General features: G+C 69.6%; 31 protein-coding genes and 1 tRNA gene. 12 read left to right on the top strand and 20 right to left on the bottom strand.

Features of this window, described 5'->3' with window-relative positions:
* Positions 1-16 precede the first annotated feature (16 nt).
* Complete coding sequence (locus J7U37_RS12775; protein WP_244477024.1) at positions 17-1,012, bottom strand: sulfate ABC transporter substrate-binding protein; 996 nt, start codon at positions 1,010-1,012, stop codon at positions 17-19.
* 914 nt (positions 1,013-1,926) lie between these two features.
* A complete protein-coding gene (locus tag J7U37_RS12770; RefSeq protein WP_056485692.1) occupies positions 1,927-2,115 on the bottom strand; it encodes a hypothetical protein in 189 nt (62 codons plus the stop codon).
* Positions 2,116-2,543: 428 nt separating this feature from the next.
* Between J7U37_RS12770 and J7U37_RS12765 the strand changes: the two genes are divergently transcribed.
* A complete protein-coding gene (locus tag J7U37_RS12765; RefSeq protein WP_056187662.1) occupies positions 2,544-2,771 on the top strand; it encodes a hypothetical protein in 228 nt (75 codons plus the stop codon).
* A gap of 215 nt (positions 2,772-2,986) precedes the next feature.
* Here the strand turns inward: J7U37_RS12765 and J7U37_RS12760 are convergent, their stop codons facing one another.
* The 4 genes from J7U37_RS12760 to zapE form a co-directional block, all read right to left on the bottom strand.
* Complete coding sequence (locus J7U37_RS12760) at positions 2,987-3,394, bottom strand: hypothetical protein (RefSeq protein ID WP_056485695.1); 408 nt, start codon at positions 3,392-3,394, stop codon at positions 2,987-2,989.
* Positions 3,395-3,678: 284 nt separating this feature from the next.
* Positions 3,679-6,042: a xanthine dehydrogenase family protein molybdopterin-binding subunit gene (locus J7U37_RS12755; protein ID WP_247635958.1), complete on the bottom strand. Its 2,364-nt coding sequence runs from the start codon at positions 6,040-6,042 to the stop codon at positions 3,679-3,681.
* Positions 6,039-6,554 carry a (2Fe-2S)-binding protein gene (locus J7U37_RS12750; RefSeq protein WP_056187671.1) on the bottom strand — a complete coding sequence of 172 codons (516 nt, stop codon included), beginning with the start codon at positions 6,552-6,554 and terminating at the stop codon, positions 6,039-6,041. Before J7U37_RS12750 ends, J7U37_RS12755 begins: the two co-directional genes overlap by 4 nt.
* A 434-nt stretch (positions 6,555-6,988) precedes the next feature.
* Positions 6,989-8,179 carry a cell division protein ZapE gene (gene zapE / locus J7U37_RS12745; RefSeq protein WP_056486173.1) on the bottom strand — a complete coding sequence of 397 codons (1,191 nt, stop codon included), beginning with the start codon at positions 8,177-8,179 and terminating at the stop codon, positions 6,989-6,991.
* 338 nt (positions 8,180-8,517) lie between these two features.
* On the opposite strand from zapE, the gene J7U37_RS12740 reads away from it, so the two are divergent.
* The 3 genes from J7U37_RS12740 to J7U37_RS12730 all read left to right on the top strand — a co-directional run bounded on the left by J7U37_RS12740 (position 8,518) and on the right by J7U37_RS12730 (position 9,962).
* Positions 8,518-9,087: a GNAT family N-acetyltransferase gene (locus tag J7U37_RS12740; protein WP_056187674.1), complete on the top strand. Its 570-nt coding sequence runs from the start codon at positions 8,518-8,520 to the stop codon at positions 9,085-9,087.
* Positions 9,088-9,210: 123 nt separating this feature from the next.
* Entirely contained in the window at positions 9,211-9,543 is a 333-nt protein-coding gene (locus J7U37_RS12735) for a hypothetical protein (RefSeq protein ID WP_247635957.1), read from the top strand.
* 197 nt (positions 9,544-9,740) lie between these two features.
* Positions 9,741-9,962 carry a hypothetical protein gene (locus J7U37_RS12730; protein WP_056486176.1) on the top strand — a complete coding sequence of 74 codons (222 nt, stop codon included), beginning with the start codon at positions 9,741-9,743 and terminating at the stop codon, positions 9,960-9,962.
* Between the two features lie 6 nt (positions 9,963-9,968).
* Here the strand turns inward: J7U37_RS12730 and J7U37_RS12725 are convergent, their stop codons facing one another.
* The 3 genes from J7U37_RS12725 to J7U37_RS12715 form a co-directional block, all read right to left on the bottom strand.
* Positions 9,969-10,646 (bottom strand): spermidine synthase, encoded by a 678-nt coding sequence (locus J7U37_RS12725; protein ID WP_056485707.1) that lies wholly within the window; start codon positions 10,644-10,646, stop codon positions 9,969-9,971.
* A 109-nt stretch (positions 10,647-10,755) separates the two neighbouring features.
* Positions 10,756-12,429, bottom strand: coding sequence for a formate--tetrahydrofolate ligase (locus J7U37_RS12720; protein ID WP_056485710.1), 1,674 nt, complete (start codon positions 12,427-12,429; stop codon positions 10,756-10,758).
* Between the two features lie 228 nt (positions 12,430-12,657).
* Positions 12,658-12,879: a heavy-metal-associated domain-containing protein gene (locus J7U37_RS12715; protein WP_056187687.1), complete on the bottom strand. Its 222-nt coding sequence runs from the start codon at positions 12,877-12,879 to the stop codon at positions 12,658-12,660.
* Positions 12,880-13,178: 299 nt separating this feature from the next.
* Here J7U37_RS12715 and J7U37_RS12710 point away from each other — a divergent pair, with 299 nt between their 5' ends.
* Complete coding sequence (locus J7U37_RS12710) at positions 13,179-14,642, top strand: EAL domain-containing protein (protein WP_247635956.1); 1,464 nt, start codon at positions 13,179-13,181, stop codon at positions 14,640-14,642.
* A gap of 161 nt (positions 14,643-14,803) precedes the next feature.
* The gene (locus J7U37_RS12705) at positions 14,804-15,718 is read left to right on the top strand and encodes a TIGR01459 family HAD-type hydrolase (RefSeq protein WP_247635955.1); all 915 of its coding nucleotides are present in this window, start codon (positions 14,804-14,806) and stop codon (positions 15,716-15,718) included.
* 14 nt (positions 15,719-15,732) lie between these two features.
* Here the strand turns inward: J7U37_RS12705 and J7U37_RS12700 are convergent, their stop codons facing one another.
* Both J7U37_RS12700 and J7U37_RS12695 read right to left on the bottom strand, forming a co-directional pair.
* Positions 15,733-16,266: a protein phosphatase CheZ gene (locus J7U37_RS12700; RefSeq protein WP_056187692.1), complete on the bottom strand. Its 534-nt coding sequence runs from the start codon at positions 16,264-16,266 to the stop codon at positions 15,733-15,735.
* Positions 16,267-16,306: 40 nt separating this feature from the next.
* Complete coding sequence (locus J7U37_RS12695) at positions 16,307-16,690, bottom strand: response regulator (protein ID WP_018046001.1); 384 nt, start codon at positions 16,688-16,690, stop codon at positions 16,307-16,309.
* A 244-nt stretch (positions 16,691-16,934) separates the two neighbouring features.
* Between J7U37_RS12695 and J7U37_RS12690 the strand changes: the two genes are divergently transcribed.
* The 5 genes from J7U37_RS12690 to J7U37_RS12670 all read left to right on the top strand — a co-directional run bounded on the left by J7U37_RS12690 (position 16,935) and on the right by J7U37_RS12670 (position 20,193).
* The gene (locus tag J7U37_RS12690) at positions 16,935-18,125 is read left to right on the top strand and encodes an 8-amino-7-oxononanoate synthase (RefSeq protein WP_247635954.1); all 1,191 of its coding nucleotides are present in this window, start codon (positions 16,935-16,937) and stop codon (positions 18,123-18,125) included.
* A 368-nt stretch (positions 18,126-18,493) separates the two neighbouring features.
* Positions 18,494-18,569, top strand: a tRNA-Ile gene (locus J7U37_RS12685).
* Between the two features lie 252 nt (positions 18,570-18,821).
* A complete protein-coding gene (locus J7U37_RS12680) occupies positions 18,822-19,082 on the top strand; it encodes a hypothetical protein (protein WP_247635953.1) in 261 nt (86 codons plus the stop codon).
* A 117-nt stretch (positions 19,083-19,199) separates the two neighbouring features.
* On the top strand, positions 19,200-19,727 hold the full coding sequence (locus J7U37_RS12675; RefSeq protein ID WP_247635952.1) for a hypothetical protein: 528 nt from the start codon (positions 19,200-19,202) through the stop codon (positions 19,725-19,727).
* Positions 19,728-19,836: 109 nt separating this feature from the next.
* Positions 19,837-20,193, top strand: coding sequence for a helix-turn-helix domain-containing protein (locus J7U37_RS12670; protein WP_247635951.1), 357 nt, complete (start codon positions 19,837-19,839; stop codon positions 20,191-20,193).
* Positions 20,194-20,206: 13 nt separating this feature from the next.
* On the opposite strand, the gene J7U37_RS12665 is transcribed toward J7U37_RS12670, so the two are convergent.
* From J7U37_RS12665 to J7U37_RS12625, 9 genes are all read right to left on the bottom strand, one after another.
* A complete protein-coding gene (locus J7U37_RS12665) occupies positions 20,207-20,713 on the bottom strand; it encodes a hypothetical protein (protein ID WP_247635950.1) in 507 nt (168 codons plus the stop codon).
* 35 nt (positions 20,714-20,748) lie between these two features.
* Complete coding sequence (locus tag J7U37_RS12660; protein WP_348772993.1) at positions 20,749-20,940, bottom strand: hypothetical protein; 192 nt, start codon at positions 20,938-20,940, stop codon at positions 20,749-20,751.
* Between the two features lie 81 nt (positions 20,941-21,021).
* Complete coding sequence (locus J7U37_RS12655; protein WP_247635948.1) at positions 21,022-21,750, bottom strand: phage terminase large subunit family protein; 729 nt, start codon at positions 21,748-21,750, stop codon at positions 21,022-21,024.
* A complete protein-coding gene (locus tag J7U37_RS12650; protein WP_247635947.1) occupies positions 21,747-21,968 on the bottom strand; it encodes a hypothetical protein in 222 nt (73 codons plus the stop codon). The genes J7U37_RS12655 and J7U37_RS12650 overlap by 4 nt, the downstream gene beginning before the upstream one ends.
* Complete coding sequence (locus tag J7U37_RS12645; protein WP_247635946.1) at positions 21,965-22,330, bottom strand: hypothetical protein; 366 nt, start codon at positions 22,328-22,330, stop codon at positions 21,965-21,967. Before J7U37_RS12645 ends, J7U37_RS12650 begins: the two co-directional genes overlap by 4 nt.
* Positions 22,327-22,869 carry a hypothetical protein gene (locus J7U37_RS12640; RefSeq protein WP_247635945.1) on the bottom strand — a complete coding sequence of 181 codons (543 nt, stop codon included), beginning with the start codon at positions 22,867-22,869 and terminating at the stop codon, positions 22,327-22,329. Before J7U37_RS12640 ends, J7U37_RS12645 begins: the two co-directional genes overlap by 4 nt.
* 1 nt (position 22,870) lies before the next feature.
* A complete protein-coding gene (locus J7U37_RS12635; RefSeq protein WP_247635944.1) occupies positions 22,871-23,146 on the bottom strand; it encodes a hypothetical protein in 276 nt (91 codons plus the stop codon).
* Positions 23,143-23,490: a hypothetical protein gene (locus J7U37_RS12630; protein ID WP_247635943.1), complete on the bottom strand. Its 348-nt coding sequence runs from the start codon at positions 23,488-23,490 to the stop codon at positions 23,143-23,145. Before J7U37_RS12630 ends, J7U37_RS12635 begins: the two co-directional genes overlap by 4 nt.
* Complete coding sequence (locus J7U37_RS12625) at positions 23,487-24,245, bottom strand: hypothetical protein (RefSeq protein ID WP_247635942.1); 759 nt, start codon at positions 24,243-24,245, stop codon at positions 23,487-23,489. The genes J7U37_RS12630 and J7U37_RS12625 overlap by 4 nt, the downstream gene beginning before the upstream one ends.
* A gap of 188 nt (positions 24,246-24,433) precedes the next feature.
* On the opposite strand from J7U37_RS12625, the gene J7U37_RS12620 reads away from it, so the two are divergent.
* Positions 24,434-24,574, top strand: a complete 141-nt coding sequence (locus tag J7U37_RS12620) for a hypothetical protein (protein WP_247635941.1) — start codon at positions 24,434-24,436, stop codon at positions 24,572-24,574.
* The last annotated feature ends 173 nt before the right edge of the window (positions 24,575-24,747 follow it).

Genomic DNA, 24,747 nt, shown 5'->3' with positions numbered 1-24,747 from the left:
ATCAGGGCGCGGCGGCTCAGCGCCCCGCCTTGCTCAACTGGTCGAACAGGCCCCCGTTGTCGAAATTCTTCTTCTGGATCGCGTCCCAGTCGCCCTGCAGGTCCTCGATCTTGAACAGCTTCAGCTCGGGCAGCTGCGCCAGATCTTCGGGCTTCGCGGCCGCCCGATTCAACGGACGATAATGGTGCTTGGCGAAGATGGCCTGGGCCTGGTCGGAATAGAGGAATTGAAGATAAGCCTCGGCCTGCTTGCGGGTTCCCTTCTTGTCGACGTTCGCATCGACCAGGGCGACCGGCGGTTCGGCGTAGATCGAGGTCGGCGGCACCACCACGTCGAACTTGTCGCGGCCGAACTCCTCGAACACCAGATAGGCCTCGTTCTCCCAGGTCGGCAGCACGTCGCCGAGGCCGCGCTGGGCGAAGGTCACGGTGGAGCCGCGGGCGCCCGTGTCGAGCACGGGGACGTTCTTGTAGACCTCGCCCACGAAGGCGTTGGCCTTGTCGGCGTTCTTGCCCTCTTTTTCGTAGGCGTAGCCCCAGGCTGCGAGGAAGTTCCAGCGGCCGCCCGCGGAGGTCTTCGGGTTCGGGGTGATGACCTTGATGTCGGGCTTCACGAGGTCGCCCCAGTCCTTCACGGCCTTCGGGTTGCCCTTCCGCACGAGGAACACCACGGTCGAGGTGTAGGGCAGGCCCTGGTTCGGCAGCTTGGTGCGCCAGTCCGCCGGGATCTTCTTCGAGATGCGGCTGATGGCGTCGATGTCGGAGGGGATGCCGAGTGTGACCACGTCGGCCGGAATGCCGTCGATCACCGTGCGGGCCTGCGAGCCCGAGCCGCCATGCGCTGCGCGCACCGTGACGGTCTCGCCGGTCTTGGCCTTCCACGCCTCGCTGAACGCCGCGTTGATCTCGCGATAGAGTTCGCGCGTGGGATCGTAGGAGACGTTCAGCAGCTCGGTCTGGGCACACGCGAGGGTGGGCGCGAGCACGGCCGCGGCGAGGCCGGCGCCGAGCAGGACCGCGTGGCGGCGGGTGCGTCCGGTGGTCCGGGAAGGGGTCTCGCTCACGGGAATCTCCGAAATCTGCTGGTACGGCCCGACCTGGAGCGGTGACGCGACCCAGGTCAGACGACGCTGGTTTCGTTCGTTTTAACGAACGTTGTCAAGCGCTGCGGTGCGGCAGGAAAGAGGATCGGGAACAGAATTGTTCCGCCGGCCTCGCGCTGCTCGCTGAGCAATTTCCCGAAAAGGAAAGGTCCCTCTCGACTGGCCTCCGGTGCGAGAAGAAAATGCTACCTTGACGGGGGTTCTATAGAAAGGACGTTTTTTCGATCAACGTCGCGCAGAGCGGATCGCCGGAAAGCCCCGGTCGGGCCGGAACCGTCCGAGGACGCGAGGGCAGAGCCTGCTCGTGGGAAAGCCCGGTGCCGGAGCCATGCTCCAGACGGCGCCCGGGCGCGAATCCGTGACAGCCTCGGTCAAACGGAGGCGGCGCGAATCAGCCTACGGCCGAGGAAGGCCCCCGGTCGACGGTGTTCGGATTGTGCGGCGTGGGGGAGGGGTCGGCTTGTGGGCGGGTGACGAACGGGCGCGAAGCGGGCCGGGTGCGGGGCCCCGGCGCGAGCCGGTCGCGCGTTCAGTCGGCCGCGACGGCGATGAGCGAGAACAGGGACGCCAGCAGAATGTTGCCGACGACGACGAGAGCGAGCGTGATCATGGATCTGCTTTGCGTACGAGCGCGGCGGAGTGCAGGCGCTCATCTGATGCAGGGTCCCTAGCCGTTCCTGCCTGAACTGTCCGTGAATTCCCGCACCCGCAGGGGAAACATCCGGAAACGCGGTAAACCCGTCACACCCGATCCGGCCGGGGTTTCGGGGCAGAGCTGGTTCGGGGCAGGGCTGGTTCGGTCGAGGTTCTCTGGGGGGCAGCCCTCAGCCCTTTGCCTTCCCGAGGCGAGCGATCAGTGCTTCCAGGCGGGTGCCCGGCGGGTCCGCCAGCATGCCGGCGTAGAAGGTCCGCAGGCTCTGGCCGAGATGGCGCCGGATGCCGGGGCTGAGCGACGGGGCGGCGGCCCGCGCAGCCTCCGGGGCGGGAGAGCACTCGCTTCGGGTCTTGGGCATGGATCGCACCCCGGACATCTGCGGCTCGCATCCTGTCGAAGCCAAGGAAGGCCTCCGCGGCGGACGGCCGACGCGTGACCATGCCAGGGATCGGTTAAGGATACGCTCATGCAGAGATCGGGCCGTACAGGCCAGGCCGCGCAGATCGAGCCGCGCCCTGCGCGGGACCACACCGCCGAGGGCTGTCAACTCCCTAAGCTAAAGCGTGGGCGTTAAAAAAAAGCTCCGCGCTTGGCCTCACGGGGAAACGGCGCGCGCACAACGACTTGGCCGCTCGCAGGCGGTTCGTCGCAATGCGGAAACGGCTAACGGAGGGTTTCAGGTTGTGGACGAATCTGCCGGGATTCGCTTACAACATCCAAGCTCACGGCGCCGCAGAGTGGTTGTTTCTCGAACTCCCGCAACCAACACCGGGAATTATATTTGGCATGCAGAATATTACCATTACCGAACGAGAACGTGATGCTGTATTAGCTGCGCTCCGCTATTATCAATTCTATCGGTTGCAGGGTCATCCCTTCAGCCCTCACCAGGATCACTTGATCGATGCAATCGCCAGCGGTTCCGGCGAGGCCCTCGATCTCGCTGAGATCGACGATCTCTGCGCCGGCCTGAACGGCAACGACCACGCTCTCGCGTCCCTCGCCAGCGCCTGACGCCCGCTTGGTTGGCCAAGACGCCCGCTTGGTTGGCTAAGACGCCCGCTTGGCCAAGGGCGCTTCGGACGCCGACCCGCACGCCACACGCGCCGGCCCCGGATGATGGGGCCAGCGCCCACCGGGTCAGCCCGAGCGGAGGTCCGTCGGGCCGATCCAAGACCTGAGACGCCAGAAACTCCTGAGATCCTAGATCCCTCAGAGACCGTCCGGCCTCAGGGCGCGGTGTCCACCTGCTTCTGGGCCCGATCGACCGCCGCGGCGCAGGCCTGGGCATCGCCCTTCTGGTCGGCCGTCCGCGCCTCGTCGAGGGCCACCTTCGCCTGCATCGCCTTGTCGCCGCCCTGACCGGCCTCAGCCGATTTCTCGGGCGGTGCGGCCTCCGCCGAGGCGCTGCCGCCGCTTCCGGTGACGCCCTGTCCGGCGCGGGCGCTGGCCGCGGCCTTGCCGCTGGTATTGGCCGAGATCGCCTCCTTCGCCAGATCCTTCACGGGTCCTTCGAGCTTGGCGATCCGGTCGCCGCACGGCGTGGCGAGGGCCGGCGCCGCACCCGCGGCGAGAAACCCGGCGGCCAGAGCCCCGCTGGCGAGAAACCCGGCGGCAAGCCTCACGAAACGCGTCATCGATTGCTGTCCTTGATTCGGTGAGGAAGGCCGGCCCTGAGAGGGCCGCACCCTGTCGGGTTCAACCGTCCGAAACGGACCCGGGCTCCCTCAAACCATGGGAAAACCGCGCGACGGGGAGTCGGACGGAGCCATTGGGTCTTCGGTTCGAGGCACACACAGGAAAACCCCGGCGCATAAAAACCTATGCGCATGAAAAAGCCCCCGGCCCGGGGGACCGGGCCGGAGGCTGCGCCGTCACGGCGATGCGTGGCGGCGATGCGTGGTGGTGATTCCCGGCGCGATCAGGCGCTCAGCTGGTCGCGAATCGGCAATTGCCGGATGCGCCGGCCGGTGGCGGCGAAGATCGCGTTGGCGATCGCCGGGGCCACGGGCGGCACACCGGGCTCGCCGACGCCGCCGAGGGGGCGGCTGTAGTCCGGGTTCGGCAGCAGGTGGACGTGGATCTCCTTCGGCGCCGCATCGATGCGGGTGATCTCGTAGCCGTCGAAGTTGTTCTGCTGCGCGCGTCCGTCCTTGAAGGTGATCTCGGCCGAGAGCGCGAGGCCCATGCCCATGACGACCGCGCCCTCCATCTGCGAACGGATCCGCTCCGGATTGACCTGCGGCCCGCAATCGACGGCGATGTCGACGCGCTTGACCTGCACCTCGCCCTTCGGGCCGACCGCCACCTCCGCCGCCACCGCCGTGTGGGTGACGAAGCTGTAATGGCCGGCGATGCCGAGGCCGGTGCCCTTCTCCATCTTGCGGCCCCAGCCGATGCCCTTGGCGGCGGCCTCGATGACCTTGCGCAGGCGCGCCGTCTCGATTGGGTAGCGGGCCGGGTCCTCGCCGTAGTTCCAGACGTCGCTGATGCTCGTCGGGTCGATGACGCGGTCGGGACCGATCAGCGCCAGCAGGTACTCCTTCGGGTCCCGTCCTGCCGCGTGGGCGAGTTCGGACACGAAGGACTGGATCGCGAAGGCGTGCGGGATGTTCGAGACCGAGCGGAACCAGCCGATGCGCACGTGGGCGTCCGCCGCCGGGTTCTCGAGGCGGATGTTGGGCACGGCGAACGGCGTGTTGGTCAGGCCCATGCCGAGCTCGAACGGCAGTTCGTGCTTCGGATCGGGGGCGAAGATCGACCCGATGGTGGGCGCCGCCGAGCGGTGCAGCCAGGCGATCGGCATGCCCCTGTCGTCGAGCCCGGCTTCCAGCCGCTCCACCGAGATGGTGTGATAGTAGCCGTGGTGGAGGTCGTCCTCGCGGGTCCAGATCAGCTTGACCGGCGCGCCGTCCACGGCCTGGCTGCACAGGGCCGCTTCCAGCACGTAATCGGGCTTCGACTTGCGGCCGAAGCCGCCGCCGAGCAGCGTCACGTGGACCTTCACCTTGTCGGCGGGGAGGTTCAGCTTCTTGGCGAGGCGGTCATGCGTCGCCTGGGGCGCCTGGGTGTTGGCCCAGGCTTCGCAGAACCCGTCCTTGATCCGCACGGTGGCGGCCGGCGGCTCCATCGGAGCCTGGACGAGGTGGGGCACGAAGTACTCGGCCTCGAGCTTCGTCTTGGCCTTGGCCATGGCGCCGGCGACGTCGCCCTGGTCGCGCACGACCTTGCCGGGCGCCCGCGCCGCCTTTTCCAGCTCGCCCCGGAAGGCGACGGAATCGTAGGAGGCGTTCGGGCCGTCGTCCCAGGTGATCTTGAGGGCCTCGCGAGCCTTCATCGCCGCCCAGGTGTTTTTCGCAATCACCGCCACGCCGCCGATCGGCTGGAACTCGGACGGGATCTCGGGGGCGTCGATCTTGAAGATCTTGACGACGCCCGCGACCTTCTTGGCCTCGCTGTCGTCGAAGTTCACCACTTTGCCGCCGTAGACGGGCGGGCGGGCGATGAGGCCGTAGAGCATTCCGTCGAGGCGGGTGTCGATGCCGTACATCGCCGTGCCGACGGTGAAGTCGTGGTTGTCGATCAGGCCGATCTTGCCCTTGCCGATGTAGCGGAAAGCGTCCTGCTTCTTGAGCACGACGCTCTCGCGGGCTGGCACCGGGAGATCGGCGGCGGCGGCGGCGATCTCGCCGTAGCTCACGGTGCGCTTCGACTTGGCGTGGGTGACGACCGAGTTCTCGGCCTTCACCTCGCCTGCAGGCACGCCCCACTGCTTGGCGGCGGCCTGGACCAGCATGGCGCGGGCCGCGGCGCCGGCATGGCGCAGGTGCGGGAAGAAGTGGCGCAGCGAGCGCGAGCCGTCGGTGTCCTGGTTGCCGAAGCGGGTCTCGTCACCCCAGGCCTGCGCGACCTTCACCTTCGCCCAGTCGGCTTCCAGCTCGTCGGCCACCACCAGAGCGATGGAGGTGCGGACACCCTGGCCCATCTCCGAGCGATGGCAGGTCACCGTCACGGTGCCGTCGGGCGCGATGGCGATGAAGACCTTCGGGTCGTCCTGCCAGCCATGTGGCATGGCATCGGCGCCATATTTCTTGGGCTCGTCCTTCTTGTCCTCGGCCTGGGCCGGCTCACGCCAGGACAGGGCGAGCACCAGGGCGCCCATGCCACCGAGCATGGCGCGACGGCTGACATTGGCGAGGGCGCTGGGACCGGACACGGTCTCGGCGGGGGCGAGGTCGGTCGGCGCGGTGGCGCGGTCCGCCATGGTCTGAGCTTCGTGGATCACAGGCGCTCTCCCTTATTCGCGGCGGGCTTCTGGCCGGCACCGGACGTTTGACCGGCACCGGACGGTTGGCCGGCAGCCTGGTGAATCGCGGCGCGGATGCGCGGATAGGTGCCGCAGCGGCACAGGTTTCCGCTCATCGCCTCGTCGATCTGCGCATCGGTGGGCTTCGGGGTGTCGGTCAGGAGCGAGGCGGCCTGCATCATCTGCCCGCACTGGCAGTAGCCGCATTGCGACACGTTGAGGTCGCGCCAGGCGACCTGGACCGGATGGTTGCCGTCGGGGGACAAGCCCTCGATGGTGACGACGGCCTGCCCCTCGGCGGCCGAGACGGGGGTGACGCAGCCGCGCACGGCGGTACCGCCCACGTGGATGGTGCAGGCGCCGCACAGGGCCTGCCCGCAGCCGAACTTGGTTCCGGTGAGCCCGACCTCATCGCGCAGATACCACAGCAGCGGCATGTCGGGATCGCCGTCGAAGCTGCGTTCAGCTCCGTTCACGGTCAGTTTGATCATCGGTGTATCCTGTCATGGATCAGGCCACGGGCCGGTGGGGATCGGCGTCACGCCAATCCGTCAACCGGCGGGAAGCCGTCAGGGTCACATGTCGGGCGTCGGGTGAGGCGACATCGGTCGCCGTCCCGCAGAAGAGTCCTGAGATGCGGCGGCGGATCCGGCTGCTCGATCACGAGAGCCGTCGCAGCGCGTGAAGCGCCCACGCCCCGCACCTCGGAATGAATACAATTAAACGCTGGGGCTGTTGCAGCGCAACCGGACGGAGGCGTCGTCATCCGTCTCGGATTCGGTGATCCGCCCCGCATGTGCCGTTGCGCACGGTGTGAAGACAGGGGCGTGATCCGAGGGCCGGTTCCGGATGTTGTCTCGTCCGGCTTGCGCCCCGATCGCGAAAAACCGACGGGCCTCGGTAAAATCCGGCTCCTGTCCCGGTGTCAGGTCTCGACCAGCCCGGAACTCGATCCCGACGCCTCGGAATCGCCCGCCCCATGCGGCAGGGCCAGATAGTCTGACGAGCGCATCTCGATCAGGCGCGACACGGTGCGGTCGAACTCGAAGGCCTCGCGCCCCTCGGTGGCGGTGTAAAGGTTGTGCGGCTCGGCCGCCGCCGAGGCGATGAGCTTCACATGCGCGTCGTAGAGGGTGTCCACCAGGGTGATGAAGCGCTTGGCCTCGTTGCGGTTGTCCGGCCCCATCACGGGGATGTCGGAGAGGATGACCGTGTGGAAGGCGCGGGCCACCGCCATGTAGTCGGAGGCGCCGAGGGGCAGGGCGCAGAGATCCGCGAAGCCGAAGCGGGCGACGCCGCCGGTCTCCTCGGGCACGGCGACGTCGTGGCCCTTCACCCGCAAGGTGGCGGGGCGGCCCTTCGCCTTGCCGGTGAGGCCCTTGAAGGCGGCTGCCAGGGCCGCCCCCGCCTCGGCATCTGCCGGCACGTGATAGACCGAGGCGCCGCCGAGCTTTTCCAGGCGGAAATCCGTGCGGGAATCGAGGCGCAGCACCTCGACCCGCTCCTGGAGCTCGGCAATGAAGGGCAGGAACAGGGCGCGGTTGAGCCCACCCTCGTAGAGCCGGTCGGGCTCGACGTTGGAAGTCGCCACCACGGTGACGCCGCGCTTGAAGAGGGCGCCGAACAGGCGGCCCAGGATCATCGCGTCGGCGATGTCGGTGACGGTGAACTCGTCGAAGCAGAGCAGAGTCGCCTCGTCGGCCAGGGCATCGGCCACCACGGGAATCGGGTCGTCGCCCTTGGCCGTGCCGGCCTTGAGGGCCTGGCGATGGGCATGGATGCGCTCATGCGCGTCGGCGAGGAAGCCATGGAAATGCACCCGGCGCTTCGGCTCCGGGGCGGCTTCATGGAACAGGTCCATCAGCATGGTTTTGCCGCGCCCGACCGAGCCCCAGATGTAGAGCCCCTTCGGCGGCGTCGCGGCGTCGTCCCGGCGTCCGAACAGCCAGCCGAGCGCGCTGCCCTTGCGGGCGCGCTTGCGCCGGCCGAGTTCCAGAACCAGCCGGTCGAGGGCGCGCACGAGGTGGACCTGCGCGGGATCGCGCTCGATGGCCCCCGCATGCACCAGCGCCTCGTAGCGGTCGGAGACCGGACCGGGGGACACGGCGCCGGCGATGGCCTGGTTCGACGGCCTCGGACCGGATGAGGAGGGGGCGTTCACGGTGCAGTCGACCTGTTCGCGGAGAGATCGGAATCGGGAGACGGGCGGCCGGTGGAATCGCATGCCCGGCGGTCTGCCGGTCTGACGCGGCCCTTCAGCCGGATCAAGCCCCGACAGGGTTATGCCTCGACCAGGGTATGGCCCACCCGGGGGACGGCGCCGGACGCACGGCAGCGGGGCGTTTTGCTGCATTGCACAAACGTGGCCGCGATGCCACATCGACGGAGCCTTGAGGGAGGCTACGCCCGGACCCGGCGCGCCCTGCGCGCCCCGAACCCGGAGACCGGCACCCGATGCCTGAGACGCGTCCGACCTTCCAACCGATCATCCGTCGCCTGTGGCCCAACGATGGCCCGGCGGTGGAAGCTTATTTCCTGCGGCTCGACCCTGAGACCCGCGCCAACCGCTTCATGGGGGCCCTGAGCGACACGGCCGCCCTCCGCTATGCCCGCACCGCCATGAGTGCCGAGGGCCTGATGTTCGGTGGCTTCGTCGACGGCACCCTGCGGGGGCTCGGCGAGTTGCGCCCTGCCTCCGCCCCGCCGCCCGGCTTCGTCCTCGGCGCGGAGGCGGAGGCCGCCTTCGCGGTGGAGACGCCGTTCCGCCGCAACGGCCTCGGCCAGGCCCTGTTCCGCCGCATCGCCGCCGCTGCCCGCAATCGCGGCGTCCGCGACCTGCACGTGCGCTGCCTGGCCTGGAACCGGCCAATGCAGGGCCTGGCCAACAAGGTCGGGGCGGACCTGCGCATCACCGGCGGCGAGGCGGACGGCGCCCTGCATCTGCCACGTCCGACTCCGGTCTCCCTGTGGCAGGAGGGCGTGACCGAGGCGGTCGATTTCACCCTGGCTCTCACGGCGGCGTGAGCGCGGGCTTTCCCGGACGCGGGCCGCGGAGTATCGAGAGACGAGGGTATCAAAGGACAACGAAGCCGCCGGGCTGGTTCGACCGACGGCCGGGAGGTCACCCACGATGACGGATGGATCTCGATGACCGATGCCTCTCGCCAAAGCCTTTTCGCGCTCCTCGTCTGCGCCCCGCTCCTCGTCTGCGCCGCGCTCCTGCCGGGGGCAGCCTCGGCGCAGACGCGCCCCGACGTCACCGCCATGACCTGCGCCGAGGCCTCGGCGCTGGTCACGCGGGCCGGCGCCATCGTGCTGACCACGGGGCCGATCACCTATTCGCGCTTCGTGCGCGATGTCGGGTTCTGTCCTCTACCGGAAACGACGCGCCCCTCCTGGGAGATGACGCGCGACAATCCGAAATGCTTCGTCGGCTACATCTGCCGCGACAAGTTCAACGAGGGTCAGAGCCGCGATTGAGCCATGGGCTCGAGGATCCCTCGAGATGGGGATCGCGGGTCAGGCCTGTGTCTCCACCCCCGCAAAGGCTTAAGGCCAAGCTGCCTTGTTGTCGCCCTGCGCCCTGCCGATGCTCGGCACGAAGACATCGCCCCCGAGAGGCCGAGCGCCCAACGAGAGGTCGAGTCCCCAGGGGCCGAGTCATGAACCAGCTCGAGATGAGTCTTCTCACGAACGCATCGGGGCTGCCCGTCGGCGCAACGAGCCGCCCGGCCGAGGCGTTGCTCGAACGTTCGGTGGCCGATGCTTTGCGGATCATCGCGGCGGCCTGCGCCGAGCGGAACGCAGCGCCGGTCAAGGCTGCCCGGCGCCAGCTCGCGGAAGTCTACGGCGCGACCCGTCTCAGCCGCCGGCGCGAACGCCAAGGCGCCTCGGCCTGACTGCCGTCACCGCGCCGGGCGCTCGGCCAGCCAGATGGTGTGGCGCGCGCCCCGCGACCGCCCGGCTCGGACGCCGACCGCCTCCACCCGGAAGCCGCCGCGCGCGAGGCGCTGGGTGAAAGCCGGGTCGGGATGGGCCGACCACACCGCCAGCACGCCGCCGGGGCGCAGGGCCGCCCGCGCCGCCGCGAGACCCGCGGCGTCGTAGAGCCGGTCGTTGGCGCTGCGGGTCAGGCCGTCGGGGCCGTTGTCGACGTCGAGCAGGATGGCGTCGTAGGCGCCGCGCCCGGCCCGGATCACCTCCGAGACATCGGCCACCCGCGCTTCGACCCGCGGGTCCGCCAAGGCTTCGGAGGAGATGGGCGCCAGCGGGCCGCGCCCCCAATCCAGCACGGCGGGCACCAGTTCGGCCATCACGATCCGGGCCTTCGCGTCGAGGGTGTCGAGGGCGGCCCGCAGCGTAAAGCCCATGCCGTAGCCGCCGATCAGCCAGCACGGATTCGCCCGGATGCCCAGGCGTTCGGCGGTCAAGGTCGCCAGCGCCTCCTCCGAACCGCTGAGCCGGCTGTTCATCAGCTCGTTGGGGCCGAGCTGGATCGAGAACTCGGTGCCTCGCTGCCGCAGGCGCAGAGGCTCCGACCCGCCGGGCACGGGGGCGGTGTCGAGGACGACCCAGGGAATCATGGGCGGGGCCCGGCGATGAAGACGGTCATGCCATCCCGCTAGCACGGGCCGTGCGCCGGATCACGCCGGGGCCATCCTCCCCCGCCGACGGGGGAGGGGGCTTCCCGTGCTAGAACAGGCCTTCGATCTGCCCGTTGGCATCGAGGTGGATGCCTTCCGAGGCCGGGACCTTGGGCAGGCCCGGCATGGTCATGATCTCACCGCAGATCACCACGACGAAGCCCGCACCCGCCGAGAGGCGCACGTCCCGCACCGCGATGAGGTGGCCGGAGGGGGCGCCCATCAGGTTCGGGTCGGTGGAGAACGAGTACTGTGTCTTGGCCATGCAAACCGGCAGGTGGCCGTAGCCGTCCTTCTCGAACTGCGCGAGCTTGGTGGCGGCCTTCGATTCCACCTGGATGTCGCCGGCTCCGTAGAGCTTGGTGGCGATGGCGAGGATCTTGTCGGTGAGCTTGGTCTCTGTCTCGTAGGCGAAGGTCAGCGGCTTCTGCTCGCCCTCGGCCAGCTTGACCACCGCATGGGCGAGCTCCTCGGCGCCGGCGCCGCCCTCCGCCCAATGCTTGCAGGTGATGGCCTCGACCTGGAGCTGGTCGCGGCACAGCTCCTTGAGCTTGGCATGCTCGGCATCGGTATCGGCGTAGAAGTGGTTGACGCCGACGACCACGGGCAGGCCGAAGCTGCGCACGTTGCTGACGTGGCGGGCCAGGTTGGCGAAGCCCTTCTCCAGGGCGCCGAGGTTCTCGGAGCCGAGTTCCTTCTTCGAGACGCCGCCATGCATCTTGAGGGCGCGCACGGTGGCGACGATGACCACGGCCGAAGGCTTCAGGCCGGCCTGGCGGCACTTGATGTCGATGAACTTCTCCGCGCCGAGATCGGCGCCGAATCCCGCCTCGGTGACCACGTAGTCGCCGAGCTTGAGGCCGGCGCGGGTGGCGATCACCGAGTTGCAGCCATGGGCGATGTTGGCGAAGGGGCCGCCGTGGATGAGGGCCGGGTTGCCCTCGAGGGTCTGCACCAGGTTCGGCTGCAGGGCGTCCTTGAGCAGCACCGTCATGGCGCCCGTGGCCTTGACGTCCTTGAGCGTCACCGGCTTGCGGTCGCGGGTCTCGGCGATGACGATGCGGCCGAGGCGCGCCTCGAGGTCGTCCAGATCCTTGGCGAGGCAGAACACCGCCATGACCTCGGAGGCCACGGTGATGTCGAAGCCGTCCTCGCGCGGGAAGCCGTTGGCGACGCCGCCGAGCGACTGGGTGATGGCGCGCAGCGCCCGGTCGTTCATGTCGACCACGCGGCGCCAGTGGATGCGGCGCACGTCGATGTTGAGCTCGTTGGCCCAGTAGACGTGGTTGTCGATGAGCGCGGCCGCCAGGCTGTGCGCCGAGGTGATGGCGTGGAAGTCGCCGGTGAAGTGCAGGTTGATCTGCTCCATCGGCACGACCTGGGCCTTGCCGCCGCCGGCCGCACCCCCCTTCATGCCGAAGCAGGGTCCGAGGGAGGGTTCGCGCAGGCACATCACGGTCTTCTGGCCGATGCGGTTGAGCGCATCGCCGAGGCCGACCGTGGTGGTGGTCTTGCCCTCGCCGGCCGGCGTCGGGCTGATCGCCGTCACGAGCACGAGCTTGCCCTCGGGCTTGGCTTCGAGCGACGTGATGAAGGCGTGGTCGATCTTGGCGATGTGCCGACCGTAATGGTGAAGCGCCTCGTCCGGAATCCCGATCTTGGCGGCAACCTCGGTGATCGGCTGTAGCGTGGCGGCGCGCGCGATCTCGATATCTGAGGGCATACTGCGTTTCTCCCGGATTGTTCTTGCGCGGTTGGGCCCGGCGCGGGGCCGGATCCATCCGCTGGCGTGTGTCGTCTGCCGAGAGACCGGATCCGTCGACGTTGGGCCGTACGGATCGGCCGAACGGCCACACAGGATCGATCGCATCAATTTGCGCGAAGGGACAAGCAAAAGCGCGTCGGAAATTTTGAATTCGCAGGCAAAATTTTGTTTGGGATCAGGTGCGTGTCATCCCGTGATGGCACTGGCCGTGTATCCGGCCTCCGACAGCGCCTCCGCGATGCTTGAGGCCTGAGCCGTGGTCGTGACCGCGATGCAGCCGTGATCGAGGTCGACCGCGACCTTGGCTTCCGGGTCGAGGCGCCGGATCGCCCGGCACACCGCCGCCACGCAGCCGTCGCAGGTCATGCCCTCCACCTGTATCAGGAGGTCCGATGGCGTCGCGTCCATGAGGTGCGCTCCGGGCTTCTCGTGCCGTCGGCCGCATTGTGATGCGGCGGCGGGCCGATGCAAGTTGCTGGACCGCGGTGCCGGAACTGGTGCGCCAACCCGGGGCCGGAACGCGGTCTTGCCGGGGAACGCCCGCCTGAACGGCGCGCACACAACGCGCCAAGCCACACTCCACCGGAAATTCGTTCCCGGCGGGCGGCGGTCCCTTGTGGGCCGGCGGCGTCTCGGCAACAAATGGCTGCGTGCGGGCGCGGGCCGGCACGCGCCCTGGTTTCATGTTTCGAGGATCGAAGACCCCGATGGCCCGGATCGTTGGCCGGCGTACGAGCCTGTGGGCCTTCTCCCTGCTCGGGCTCAGCCTCCTCGGGCCGCTGGCGGTGTTCAGCCCGCTCGAGGCGAGCCTCGGGCTCGCCGGGATCGGCCTCGTGGCGGCGCTCACCGCGCATCGGCGCGCCAGCACGCTGACGGCGCGCTGCGAGAAGCTGTCCGGCGAGGTCAACGTGCTGTCGCAGCGCCTGGTGCGCCTGGAGACGGTCACCCGGGCCCTGGCCGAGCAGCAGGTCCGCGCCGTCGAGGCCGGGCTTCCCGCGAGCGCTGCGCCTCCCGGCCTCGACAGCCCGCATTTCCTCGACAGCCAGGATCTGAACGCAGGGCTCGAAGAGGTCACGGCCGAGATCGGCCTGCTCAGCGGGATCGTGCGGGAACTGGCGGCGGTGGTCGCGGCCCAGGATGGGGAGATCGCCGGGCTCAAGGCGGCCCCACCGGTTCCCCCCGTTCCCCCGGCTCCGTCGCGAGGCATCGCCCCCGATTTCGAACCCGACTTGCGCCCGGCGACCCGCGTCGCCGAGGCGGAGCCGGCCCGCCGGCCTGCCGCCGTCCCGGCAACCCCCTGGACCCCGCGCGCCCTGGGCCGGGTCGAACCGACCGGGGACGCGGCCCTGGTCGCGGCCTACGACGGCGACGGGCTCGAGGTTCATCTCCAGCCCATCGTGTCGCTGCCGCAGCGCAAGGTGGTGTCCTACGAAGCCGTGGCGCGCCTGCGCCTCGCGGGAGAATCCCTGGGAGCCGAGGCCTTCGTGCCGGTTCTGGAGCGCCATGGCCGCACCACCGATCTCGACCGCCGCATGCTCCAGCGCGTCGCCACCATCGCGCGCCATCTCGCCGGGCGCGGCAGCTTGGCGGCGGTGGCCTACGGGCTGTCGCCGCGCTCGCTGTTCGAGCCGGGTTTCCTGCGCTCCCTGGGCCGCCTCGTCGAGGGCGAGCCGGACCTGTCGGGGCGGGTGATGCTGGCCCTGCCGCAGCTGAGCTGGCGCAGCCTCGACGCGGAGCAGGCCGGGGCGCTGGCGGACCTGCGCGGCCGCATCGGCTTCATCCTGGACCGGCCCCTCGACCTGCGCCTCGACCCCCTGGCCCTGGCCGACCGGGGCGTCTCCCAGGTGAAGGTGCCGGTCGACCTGCTGCTGCGGCCGGGCACCCACCAGGCGATGCCCGACATCGCCCTCGAGGATCTCGTGGCGTCGCTGGCACGGGCGGGCATCCGCCTCGTCGCCGAGCAGGTGGAGCGCGAGACCGACGTGCCCGATCTGATCGAACTCGATGTGCCGCTGGCGCAGGGGATCGTCTTCGCCCCCGCCCGGGTGGTGCGCGCCGAGGTGCTCAACGCCCCGCCCGAAGCGCCGGAGCCTGCGCCGCCGCCGAACGAGGACCCGGAGCCGCCGCCGCAGCGCCGCCCGTTTCGCGATTTCCTGCGCCGGGCCGGCTAAAGCGCGCCTGGACGCCGGGCCCTTCGGGAGCGATCGGCGCCGGGAAGGCCGGGGATCGGAGATCGAGACCGGCGAACCGCGGGCGGCGTTGATTTCCGGGGATGTCCCGCCTAACCGGACGGCGCTCCCTCCACGCCCGCCGCCAGGACAGGTCCGCCCGCATGACCGAGACGCCCGCACGTTCCGCTGCCTCCCGGCCCGTTCCGACCCTGGACGGTCTTGCGGGGATCGCGGAGCGCTACGACCTGATTCTCTGCGATGTCTGGGGCGTGCTGCATGACGGCACCAACGCCCATCCGGGGGCGAGCGACGCGCTGATGCGCTTTCGCGCCTTGCCGGAGGCGGGGCGGCCACGCCGGGTGGTGCTGGTCTCGAACGCGCCGCGCCCCTGGGCCGGCGTACAGGCGATCCTCGACGGGTTCGGCGTGCCCCGCGCCGCCTACGACGCCATCCTGACCTCCGGCGACCTCACCCGCAGCCTGATCGCGGCCCATCCGGGCGAGCGCCTGCACCATCTCGGGCCGGAGCGCGACGCCACGATCTTCGACGGGCTCGACGTGAAGCTGGTCGACGTGGCGGCGGCCGACCGCGTGGTCTGCACCGGCCTGTTCGACGACACCTGCGAGACCGCCGAGGATTACCGCGCGACGCTGGAGGCCATGCGGGCGCGGGCGGTGCCGATGATCTGCGCCAATCCCGATCTCGTGGTCGAGCGCCGGGGTGAGCTCGTCCCCTGCGCGGGCCTGATCGCGGAAGCCTATGAAGGCCTCGGCGGCGCCGTCACCTACGCGGGCAAGCCCCATCGTCCCGTCTACGAGGCGGCCCTGACGCTGGCGGGCGGCCTCGACGGGCGCGTGCCGCCGGAGCCTGCCCGCGTGCTCGCGGTCGGCGACGCGCTGCGCACCGACATCGCGGGGGCGGCGGCCTACGGCATTCCCAGCCTGCTGGTGGCGCGCGGCATCCATGCGGAGGAGCTTGGGGTCTCGGCCGCGCACGCGAGCCTCGGCGACATCGCCGACTGGCTCGATCGTCAGGCTGTCCGGCCGGATGCGGTGATCGAGCGCCTGGTCTGGTGATCCTGGTCTGGTGATCAGGCGAACAGGGCGTCGATCTCGTCCTGGGCGACGGCCGGGCCGTTGATCTGCGGTCCGTTGAGGATGAGGAGTTCGCGGCGGACCCGGCGCTCCACCTCCTCCGGATCGATGCCGCCCTTGTCCTTGGCCTTGACGGCGCTGGCGAAGCGCGAGAGCCGGCTCTCGAGCTGATGCAGAGCCTCCACCACCTTGGCGATGCGCTGGCCGGTGATGTCCTGGAAGGTGCAGGCCTCGAAAATGTCGTTCATGCGCGCCTCGACGGTGGCGCGGTAGTTCTTGTCGTCGGGCAGGCCGAGGATCTCCTCGGCCGTGTTCATGATGGAATTGGTGGCGCCCGCCGTGGCGGCCACCACGCTGCCGAGTTCCTCATGGGCCATCGGCAAGCGGTCGCGGGTGAGTTCGTTGGCCCGGAGCGCGGCGATCTCGTTGCGCAGGTGCGCGATGTAATCCGCGATTTCGACCAGTTCGCGGATCAGGGATGGCTTGTCCGGCGAGGAATTCGCTTTGCGCGCCTGCTTGGCGAGTGGCATGGTCCCTTGCTCCCCCCTTACGGTGTGCGTCGGCGATCGATCAGGCGCCGCAGACCGCTTCGATCTTGCTCTTCAGCGTGGCGGCGTTGAACGGCTTGACGATGTAGTTGTTCACGCCGGCCTTCTTGGCGGCGATGACGTTCTCGGTCTTCGACTCGGCGGTGACCATGATGAACGGCGTGGTGCGCAGGGCTTCGTCGGCACGGACGTGGCGCAGCAGCTCGTAGCCCGTCATCGGCTCCATGTTCCAATCGGAGATGACGAGGCCGTATTTGCGGTTCTTCAGGCGGGCCAGGGCGGCGGTGCCGTCGGAGGCGTCGTCGACCTCTTCGAAGCCGAGCTGCTTGAGCAGGTTGCGGATGATACGGACCATCGTCTGATAATCGTCGACGACGAGGATCGGCATGCCGAGATCGAGGGCCATGAGTCGGTGTGCTCCGTCAGGGGAGGGCCGGCGCGGGGCACGGAACTCCGAGAATGTGCCGGAACGCCAAGCTTAGGGCGCTCCTTGGCGAGCAAACTACGCAGCATCGCATTGCGAAGCGGTTAACTGCCCGCGCGTCGTATCTTGTCGTCCGGCTTCGTCGTGGCCCCGAGCTGCTCTGCGGCGCTGCGATAGACCGGGCTGTCCTTGACAAGGCCGTCCCGCTCGCCCCCATGCGGGCGGCATGTCCGCCCCTCCGTCCGATACCGATTCCCCGCCGTCCAGCCTCGACGCGTTCGCCCGCGAGACCCTGGCCGATCTCGAGGCCCGCGCCCTGCGCCGCCGGCTGATCGACACCGCGCGCGGCCCCGGCGTCACCGCCCGACGGAGCGGCCGGACCCTGGTGTCGTTTTCCTGCAACGATTATCTCGGGCTCTCCGACGACCCCCGGGTGATCGCCGCCGGCCAGGCGGCCCTGGCGCGCTACGGGGCCGGGGCCGGGGCCTCGCGCCTCGTCACCGGCAACCACCCCGTGCTGGGCGCGCTGGAAGCCCGGCTCGCCGCCCACAAGGGCAAGGCCGCCGCCCTGGTCTTCGGCAGCGGGTACATGGCCAATCTCGGCATCGTGCCGGCCCTGGCGGGCGCCCGGGACCTGGTCCTGATCGATGCGCTCGGCCATTCCTGCCTGTTCGCGGGGGCGCAGGTCTCGGGTGCCACGATGCTGCGCTTCCGCCACAACGACATCGGCCACCTGCGGGACATCCTGGCCGCGCGGAGGGGCCGCCACGGGCGCGCGCTGATCCTCACCGAGCGGGTGTTCAGCATGGACGGCGACCGGGCTCCCCTGGACGCTCTCCTGGAGGTCGCCGCGGCCCACGATGCCTGGACGCTGGTGGACGATGCCCACGGCCTCGGCGTGGTGGAGGCGGGCGCCCGTGCGCCCCTGGAAATGGGCACCCTGTCCAAGGCGCTGGGCTCCTATGGCGGCTATCTCTGCGCCTCGCGCGAGGTCATCGACCTCATGACGAGCCGGGCCCGCAGCTTCGTCTACACCACCGGCCTGCCGCCCGCCTCGGCCGCGGCCGCCCTGTGCGCGCTGGACATCATCGAGGCGGAGCCCGAGCGTGCCGCCCGACCCCTGGTCCTGGCCCGCCGCTTCACGGCGCGGCTCGGACTGCCCGAGGCGACGAGCCCGATCGTGCCCGTCCATGTCGGGACGGCGGAAGCGGCGCTTGCCCTCTCGGCCGCCCTGGAGGCGCGCGGCTTCCTCGTCGTCGCGATCCGGCCGCCGACGGTGCCGGCCGGCACCGCCCGGCTGCGCGTGGCCTTCTCGGCCGCGCATGACACGGCGCAGGTCGACGCCCTCGCGGATGCTCTCGCCGAGGCTCTCGCGGATGCCCAACTCGGCCTCGCGCCCGACCGGCCGCCGGCCTGAGGCGTCCGGCCGAACCCTGCAGCGGGGCTTCGGCAAGGCCCGCCGCGCCGGAAACGCCATCGGCCTGTCGCGCTGGCCTCGTGCTCGACGCCGATCCCCGGCAGCCTGCCAGGGGGCACCATCGAGAGCCGGCTGACGCCCTATGCCTGCCCCGCCGTGCCGGTCTCGGGAATTACGGCGCCGGCCCTTGCCGTCCAAACCTTTCCGTCGATGAGCCCGCCTTGCCGCGTCTTCCACCGTGGCACGCCCCGGGCGCCGGAAGCCTTGCCGCCGCTGACGGATCGCGCTAGGCAAACCCGGCGTGTCCGGTGCGGGTGCGGTCCTGGAGATCGTCTCGGACACCGAAACGCAAGCTGTCCCAACGGTTTGGGCCTGTAGCTCAATGGTTAGAGCCGACCGCTCATAACGGTCTGGTTGCAGGTTCGAGTCCTGCCGGGCCCACCACATTTCCCCTCTGTAGGGGCACATCGAGAGAACCTCCCCCGATCTAGGGGGACAGTTATGGGGACAGATACGCGCGTTTAGACCCCACTCGGACGGTGTCCGGCGGGGTGGTCGGCGACGCGGGATCGGGGCTCGAAGCCCTGTCCGTGCTGGTCACGATTCGACGATCTCACGCGGCGTTGTCACTCCCAAGCCGGATGTCGAGAACCGCGTGGCTCGCGCGAATGATGGGTTGTCACCAGGAGACAGCCCATGTCGCGCAATGCCTACCTCGGCCTCACGTCCCTCTCGGGCACACGCCCGTTCGCCGTGCCTGACGATGTCCGCGGGTATCGCCGCGAGGATCCCGCCGGGCGCTGCGCAGCCTGCCGGCATCACGCCCGCATCGATGGTCCCGCCTCGGCGACCCGTCACACGGGACAGGCCGCCATCGCCGACGTGTGCCTGTCCTACCGGCGCGAGCTCCTCATCGCTCGGCCGACCACTCGATCGTGCGGGCGGTTCGAGGCCTAAGAGCGTTACCCCTCAATGCGCTATTATTTTTACAAGCAGGCCCTTGACCCATGCCCAGGTCGCTTGTATATCTACAAGCAAGGAAGAGATGCACTCCTCCGCCACGGGAACCAGACCATGAACACCACCACCGACCGTTTCTCCCGCATCGCCGAGAGGACCTCACACTTCCTGCGGATCGGCATGCCCCCCGACCGCGCTGCGGCCCAGGCCGAGGCTTGGGTCGCCGAAGAAGAAGCCACTAAGCGCCGCGACGAGATGGACGCGCACATGAGCGCGGAGCAGGCCCGCATCGAGGCCGAGGGCAAGGCCGAGCGTGATGCGGTGGAACAGGCCGGGGAGCGCGCCTACGCAGCCTCGCTCTTGGCCCAGAGCGAGGCCGGCCGGATCCATGCCGAGGGCCTGGCCAACGGCTTGTACGAGGACGCGGACTGCACGCAGCCGATCGAGAACGATGCCACGCTGCCGTCGATCTTCTACCAACGCTCGGGTGATGCCCTGACGCGCTACTGGTACACCCAGCCGCACAGCTACGACGTGCACGAATTCCGTGAGAATTTCGGCGAAGGGATCTGGTACGGGCTCGGCAGCGCGGCCATCGACGATGACATGACCGCCGAGGAATTCATGGACAGCCAGGGCTGATGCCCGCCTCGGGGGAGGTGTCAGAGACCTCCCTCGCACGGGCCTCAGCTGGCGCGCATCCCTCGGGATTCCCCGGCCCCGCACGCTATCCCACCCGACAGGAAGCCCCATGACCGAGTCCCCGCCCAAGCCCCGCCGAGAGGTCAAGGTCGACATCAGCGGCCTCTCCTCCGACCAGGTCCTCATTCGGCGCGCCGTGATCCTGCTCGGCGAGCGGGCGTTCGGGCCGCGCTGGCAGTCCGATCTGGCGGCCGCCCTGTCGATCGAGGCGAACCGCAGGATCACGCAGGCCCAGGTCTCGCAGTGGATCTCCGGGCAGCGTCCCGTGCCGGAGGGGCTCGTCGATCCCCTGCAGCGGCTCGCCCTGCGGAAGGCGTCTGAGATGGAGTCGATGGCCGCCGAACTCCGGGCGGACTGGGCGCCTACGCCGCCAGCCGAGGACATCGCCGCGATCGAGGTCGCCTGAATTGATCAGGGTCTCAAGGCGCCAGGTCCCCGAGCGACGCCTCGTCATCGGGGTTCGGCGGCTCAGGCAGTTCCGGGATTCCCAGGATTTCCAGCAGCCTGATCACCGCGCGCTCCCGAGCCCGGTCCATGTCGACCCTGTACCCGCCGCCTTCGAACACGCTGAGCGCCCGGCAGGGTTTGAGGATCTTCGCCTTGGCCAGCGCCAGGTGGCGGTGGTCCCCGCCCGGGCCGTCGCTGAGGACGATGTGCAGGCCGACCCGGCGCTCGTCCGCCCAGATCTCGTGGACCCGCTCGGCCATGCGGAGCACCGACCGGCGCGTGATCGCCGTCATGTCGGCCGCCTCGAAGATCGGATCCTTGGCCAGGTTCTCGATGGGGAACGCCCCGAAGGCAATCTTCGCGTCGGGCGCCTCCTCCCCCCGGTACCGGCGGACATGGAACAGGACCCGCTCGGTCGCGAGGTCGACGTCGATTTCGCGGGGCGATGCAGGCATGGCAGGCTCGGGCATGCCCGCCATGATGCCGGCCGCCGGTTAAGCCTTCGATTCCGCCGCTACCGGGCCCCCTCACGCGCCCGGCGTTCCCGCCCGAGCTTCCTGGCCAAGTCGGCCGGGCGCTGGGCCCGCACGAAGTCGCGGCTGACCTGTCCGGACAGGGAGGCCATCTCCACCAACGCATCCCCGAGCGCCCGGCGCAGGGCGTCCCGCGCGTCGCCGTCGGCGGCCTCCATGTACGCGCGTTCCATCTCGTCCACGATCGTCTCCACCGTCTCGTCCATGAGAACGAATAGAGAACAAATCGGCGGGGGAGTCGATCCCTGGACGCGTCAATTCGCGTCGGTTTCGCCGCGGTTGCCGAGGGCGTAACGAGCCGCCTCATCGATGAGGGAGAGGGTGTGCCCGACCTGCGAAGGCATCCGGAAGACAACCTTCTCGATCGGCTCATCGCCCAAGCGCTTCAGCAGGTCGACGAGGTACGGTGTGCGGTCGGTGCTGAACCGGCGGTCACCGAGCTCCACCTTGGTGGCGGTCCAGTCCGGCAAGCCGCGAACCACCGCTTCGCTCGGGATGCGACGGATCACCGAGGCGTCCCAATCGAGGTACCCGCCGATGATCTCGGTACCGTCGAAGCTGATGCTTTCGCGCTCCGCCTCGCTGACCGGGATCTCGCCTTCCGCGCCAAGGGTGGTGCAGTCGATGGTCCGGATCGGCTTTCCTTCGCGGAAGGTCCTGAGGCGAGCGAGATCCCCGACGCCTCTCCACGCCCTCAGGAATCCGGCGCCGGGCGCGCCCATGGGCCATTCCCAGAAGTCGATGACGAGGCCATCCGGCGAACGGATCTCGTCGATGTAGTCGAGCTCGCCGACGTCGTAGAAGTAGGAGACCTGCCAGCCCTCGGCGGTCGTAAGGGTCAGGTCGGACCCCTCGTTGGGGATGCAGTCAGGCGGGTTGGTGCGCTCGACGATTTCGAGCAGCGTCCACACATCTGGGATGCGGGAGCGTATGGCCTCGTAGGCGATGGCCTTCTCGACCTCGGTCTTCCCTCTCCACGTCATGCGGCCTCGGCGTACTGCCGCTCCTTGTCTTCGAGGTACCGTTCCACCGCGAGCATCCTGGTGGACTGGATGAAGCCGCGGGCGCGGAACCACGTCGGCAAGTCGCCGACCATGCCGGCCGCGCCGGCGATCGCCTCCCACAGGGAGATCGTCGCCTGTTCCATGGGGGTCCGGAACGCGAGGACGGCCATCTCCCACTTGAGCTTCCGATCGGTCATGCGTGCTCCTTCTCCAGCAGTTCATGGAGACGCTTGTCGATGCAGGTCAGGCAGACGTACCCGCCCATGTCGTCGACCCTGAGCGGGGTGTGCTTGCGCTCGCCGCAGCCGGCGCAGCGCGTGGCCTGCTCGTGCCGGAAGCGGGCGGAACGAAGCTCGGAGACGGCCTCGTTCCGCTCCTGCTCGGCGATCAAGACCCGCTTGCCCAGCAGGTCCATTGAGGCGGCAGCGTCTTCAACGATCGCCTCGCAGGACATCACACCTTCGAGGCGAGTGCCACGATCGTTCAGCCGCTCGTCCTGCTCCGCGACATCGACCCTCAAGGCGTAGAGATCGCGAATAGCCTGTCCGATTGCGCTCATGCCCGCTTCCTCCCCTTGGCCTCGGCTGCCCGGCGCTGCCCGCGGTTGGCCCCGCGGAACGGATGCCTCACCTCAGGCGCCGGCGCCGGATCGCGGCCCATCATGAACTCGACGCCTGAGACGATCGCGTTCGTCACGGTCGAGAGCCTCCGCTCCTCGAAGGGCCGGGTCGGAGCGCCGGGCCGCGGCACGGTTCCGAACTTCAGCATCCTCTGCAGGCGGTCGACCTTCGCGGCGAGCAGGTCGACCTCGGCTTGCTGCTCGGCCAAGGATTCCTCAGGGGATCGGGCCGGCATCGCCCGAAGGAGCTCGGCCTGCTCCGGGGTAGCGACGAAGACCGCGATGCCACCGATCGAAGCCTGCCCGCCCGGGGCGTAGGCCATCTCGGGCTCGTTCTCCCAGGCCGATCGGCGCAAGGCGGCGAACGTCTCCTGGTCCTCGCAATAGATGCCGAGGGGGAGCGCCCACACGGCAGGGGTGTCGAAAGGTGCAACGAGATCGCCCGGCCACCAGCGGTCCTTGTGCCAGATGGTTGGCATGTCAGCCCCTCCTCTCGAACCCGGCCTCGCGGAGGAAGATCACGCCGGCGCTGAGGCCAGCGCCGCGCTGGACGATGACGATTGCCTCGGCGAGGACCGCCTCGTCCGGCATCGCGGTGACGTGCATGCCCCGCTCGCGGTCAAGCCGCTCGGCCTCCCGCGCCGCGGCGGCCGCCTTCCCGGCGTCGGCCGCCTTGAACCGGCGGACCCAGTCCTCGTGCGCCGAGATCTGCTCGGGGGTCATCCCACGGTAGAGCCGCTCCCGGTCCTCGGTCATGCCCGCCTCCCCAGGATCGCCAGGGGCGACATGTCCACCCGGACCCCGACGGCCGGCACGACCGGCGCTGGGATCTCGACCTTCTCGTTGGCCTTGAGCCAGGCGAGCTGCTCGGCCGATGCGACGTTCATCATCAGGCCGGCCAGAGGTATTCCCGCGACCTTCGACACGCCGACCTTCCGGATGACGTCCAGCCCGGGCCGGAAGCTCCTCGCCCGCAGGCGCTCCCAGTCCTTGATGCTCTCGGCGTAGATGCCCGGCGGGATCGCGCCCGGCAGGGGACCGCCCGTGATGGGCGACGTCTCGGACGGCCAGAGGCGGTCCTTGTGCCAGAGGGTCGTCATGTCAGGCTCCCCAACGATTCCAGGTCCTCGTCCGGCACGGCGGCCGCCGGCGCGGTCCGGACGTTGCGGGCCAAGTCCCCGAGCCCCCGCACCCACCACTTTTGGTCCACCAGGTGCATCCCGTGGTGGGCGGTCTCGACGGTGGTGCGCGCGTCGCTGACCAGGACCGCGAGGCCCCGGAGCTTGCCGAACTGCTCGGGGTAGCGGGTGAGCCAGCCGTCCGGGAAGGCCGCCCCGCCGGCGCACAGGCGCCCGACGAGCTCGCGGACCTTCTCGTCCAGGCTCGCCGCATGCCGCACGCGATAGGCCTCGCGCTGCGCGGCGCCGCGCTTGCTGCCCTCGACGATCCGACGCCAGCTCCCGGATCCCGTCCGCTCGAACAGCGGCTCACGGCGGACCAGGCGGAAGGCCCGGCCTCCGGTGATCGAGATCTCCTCCAGCACGCCGAGGCTCAGGCCATGGCCGACGACGTTGCCGACGACGTCGTGGAGGAAGGCACCCACCCAGTTGCGGCCGTGGCCGAAGAAGGTCGGGTCGGCGGCGCGGACCCGCTCGTGCGCGGCCACGAGGTCCTCGTAGCGGAGCACGTCGGCGTCGCCCCACATGGCGACGGCCCGGGCGTGGAACTGGGCCATCAGGCCGAGTTGATGGATCTCCCCATAGGTGGGGTACGCGATCGCGCGCTTGAGGGCTTCCTCCTCGGTGCGATCCTTCAGATGGCCATAGTCGGCCTTCGGCTGCCGGTACCAGGGCATCGGCCTCTCCCTCACCAGAAGCTTGCCACCGCCGGCAGACCGCCCGCCGGGGCCTGCTCCGCATCCGTCCGCGCTTGCCTCGCCAGCGGGACGGCCTCAGAATCTTGGGCATGCCCGACGCCCACGACCCCGCCCCTTCTGTCCGCAGGTCTCTGCGGGAGGACATACGCCAGGGCACGCTGCGGCGAATGGAACGCGCCCTCATCGAGGCGGAGACGACCCTCAAGGGGTTGCTCGACGGCGGCTGCCCGCCGGGTGACGCGCGGGTCCAGGAGGCCTCTATGGCGCGAGGTCGCTTGATCGCCTCGATCGAGGAAGTTGGCGGCTAGAGGCCAGCGGATCGCTTCGCTCACGCCCGGCCCTCCGAGATCAGGCCGTGGGCGACCAGGATCGCGTAGACGCCGCCGGCAAGCTGGCGGTCATCGAGGCCGTCCGCCCGACCCTGTTCGAGGACCTCGCGGATGAGCTCCCACGGCGCCGGGCGCGGGGCGGGCTCGGGGAC

Source organism: Methylobacterium sp. 37f, assembly GCF_023093475.1.
In the GTDB taxonomy this organism is placed as follows: domain Bacteria; phylum Pseudomonadota; class Alphaproteobacteria; order Rhizobiales; family Beijerinckiaceae; genus Methylobacterium.
This window is presented reverse-complemented; position numbering and strand designations above follow the sequence as displayed.

What these genes read in the sequence shown, in the direction of transcription:
- J7U37_RS12770 (WP_056485692.1), bottom strand. Translation starts at nt 2,115, where the DNA reads ATGCCCAAGACCCGAAGCGAGTGCTCTCCCGCCCCGGAGGCTGCGCGG.
- J7U37_RS12765 (WP_056187662.1), top strand. Translation starts at nt 2,544, where the DNA reads ATGCAGAATATTACCATTACCGAACGAGAACGTGATGCTGTATTAGCT.
- J7U37_RS12760 (WP_056485695.1), bottom strand. Translation starts at nt 3,394, where the DNA reads ATGACGCGTTTCGTGAGGCTTGCCGCCGGGTTTCTCGCCAGCGGGGCT.
- J7U37_RS12750 (WP_056187671.1), bottom strand. Translation starts at nt 6,554, where the DNA reads ATGATCAAACTGACCGTGAACGGAGCTGAACGCAGCTTCGACGGCGAT.
- J7U37_RS12740 (WP_056187674.1), top strand. Translation starts at nt 8,518, where the DNA reads ATGCCTGAGACGCGTCCGACCTTCCAACCGATCATCCGTCGCCTGTGG.
- J7U37_RS12735 (WP_247635957.1), top strand. Translation starts at nt 9,211, where the DNA reads ATGACCGATGCCTCTCGCCAAAGCCTTTTCGCGCTCCTCGTCTGCGCC.
- J7U37_RS12730 (WP_056486176.1), top strand. Translation starts at nt 9,741, where the DNA reads ATGAGTCTTCTCACGAACGCATCGGGGCTGCCCGTCGGCGCAACGAGC.
- J7U37_RS12725 (WP_056485707.1), bottom strand. Translation starts at nt 10,646, where the DNA reads ATGATTCCCTGGGTCGTCCTCGACACCGCCCCCGTGCCCGGCGGGTCG.
- J7U37_RS12720 (WP_056485710.1), bottom strand. Translation starts at nt 12,429, where the DNA reads ATGCCCTCAGATATCGAGATCGCGCGCGCCGCCACGCTACAGCCGATC.
- J7U37_RS12715 (WP_056187687.1), bottom strand. Translation starts at nt 12,879, where the DNA reads ATGGACGCGACGCCATCGGACCTCCTGATACAGGTGGAGGGCATGACC.
- J7U37_RS12710 (WP_247635956.1), top strand. Translation starts at nt 13,179, where the DNA reads ATGGCCCGGATCGTTGGCCGGCGTACGAGCCTGTGGGCCTTCTCCCTG.
- J7U37_RS12705 (WP_247635955.1), top strand. Translation starts at nt 14,804, where the DNA reads ATGACCGAGACGCCCGCACGTTCCGCTGCCTCCCGGCCCGTTCCGACC.
- J7U37_RS12700 (WP_056187692.1), bottom strand. Translation starts at nt 16,266, where the DNA reads ATGCCACTCGCCAAGCAGGCGCGCAAAGCGAATTCCTCGCCGGACAAG.
- J7U37_RS12695 (WP_018046001.1), bottom strand. Translation starts at nt 16,690, where the DNA reads ATGGCCCTCGATCTCGGCATGCCGATCCTCGTCGTCGACGATTATCAG.
- J7U37_RS12690 (WP_247635954.1), top strand. Translation starts at nt 16,935, where the DNA reads ATGTCCGCCCCTCCGTCCGATACCGATTCCCCGCCGTCCAGCCTCGAC.
- J7U37_RS12680 (WP_247635953.1), top strand. Translation starts at nt 18,822, where the DNA reads ATGTCGCGCAATGCCTACCTCGGCCTCACGTCCCTCTCGGGCACACGC.
- J7U37_RS12675 (WP_247635952.1), top strand. Translation starts at nt 19,200, where the DNA reads ATGAACACCACCACCGACCGTTTCTCCCGCATCGCCGAGAGGACCTCA.
- J7U37_RS12670 (WP_247635951.1), top strand. Translation starts at nt 19,837, where the DNA reads ATGACCGAGTCCCCGCCCAAGCCCCGCCGAGAGGTCAAGGTCGACATC.
- J7U37_RS12665 (WP_247635950.1), bottom strand. Translation starts at nt 20,713, where the DNA reads ATGGCGGGCATGCCCGAGCCTGCCATGCCTGCATCGCCCCGCGAAATC.
- J7U37_RS12660 (WP_348772993.1), bottom strand. Translation starts at nt 20,940, where the DNA reads ATGGAACGCGCGTACATGGAGGCCGCCGACGGCGACGCGCGGGACGCC.
- J7U37_RS12655 (WP_247635948.1), bottom strand. Translation starts at nt 21,750, where the DNA reads ATGACGTGGAGAGGGAAGACCGAGGTCGAGAAGGCCATCGCCTACGAG.
- J7U37_RS12650 (WP_247635947.1), bottom strand. Translation starts at nt 21,968, where the DNA reads ATGACCGATCGGAAGCTCAAGTGGGAGATGGCCGTCCTCGCGTTCCGG.
- J7U37_RS12645 (WP_247635946.1), bottom strand. Translation starts at nt 22,330, where the DNA reads ATGAGCGCAATCGGACAGGCTATTCGCGATCTCTACGCCTTGAGGGTC.
- J7U37_RS12640 (WP_247635945.1), bottom strand. Translation starts at nt 22,869, where the DNA reads ATGCCAACCATCTGGCACAAGGACCGCTGGTGGCCGGGCGATCTCGTT.
- J7U37_RS12635 (WP_247635944.1), bottom strand. Translation starts at nt 23,146, where the DNA reads ATGACCGAGGACCGGGAGCGGCTCTACCGTGGGATGACCCCCGAGCAG.
- J7U37_RS12630 (WP_247635943.1), bottom strand. Translation starts at nt 23,490, where the DNA reads ATGACGACCCTCTGGCACAAGGACCGCCTCTGGCCGTCCGAGACGTCG.
- J7U37_RS12625 (WP_247635942.1), bottom strand. Translation starts at nt 24,245, where the DNA reads ATGCCCTGGTACCGGCAGCCGAAGGCCGACTATGGCCATCTGAAGGAT.
- J7U37_RS12620 (WP_247635941.1), top strand. Translation starts at nt 24,434, where the DNA reads ATGGAACGCGCCCTCATCGAGGCGGAGACGACCCTCAAGGGGTTGCTC.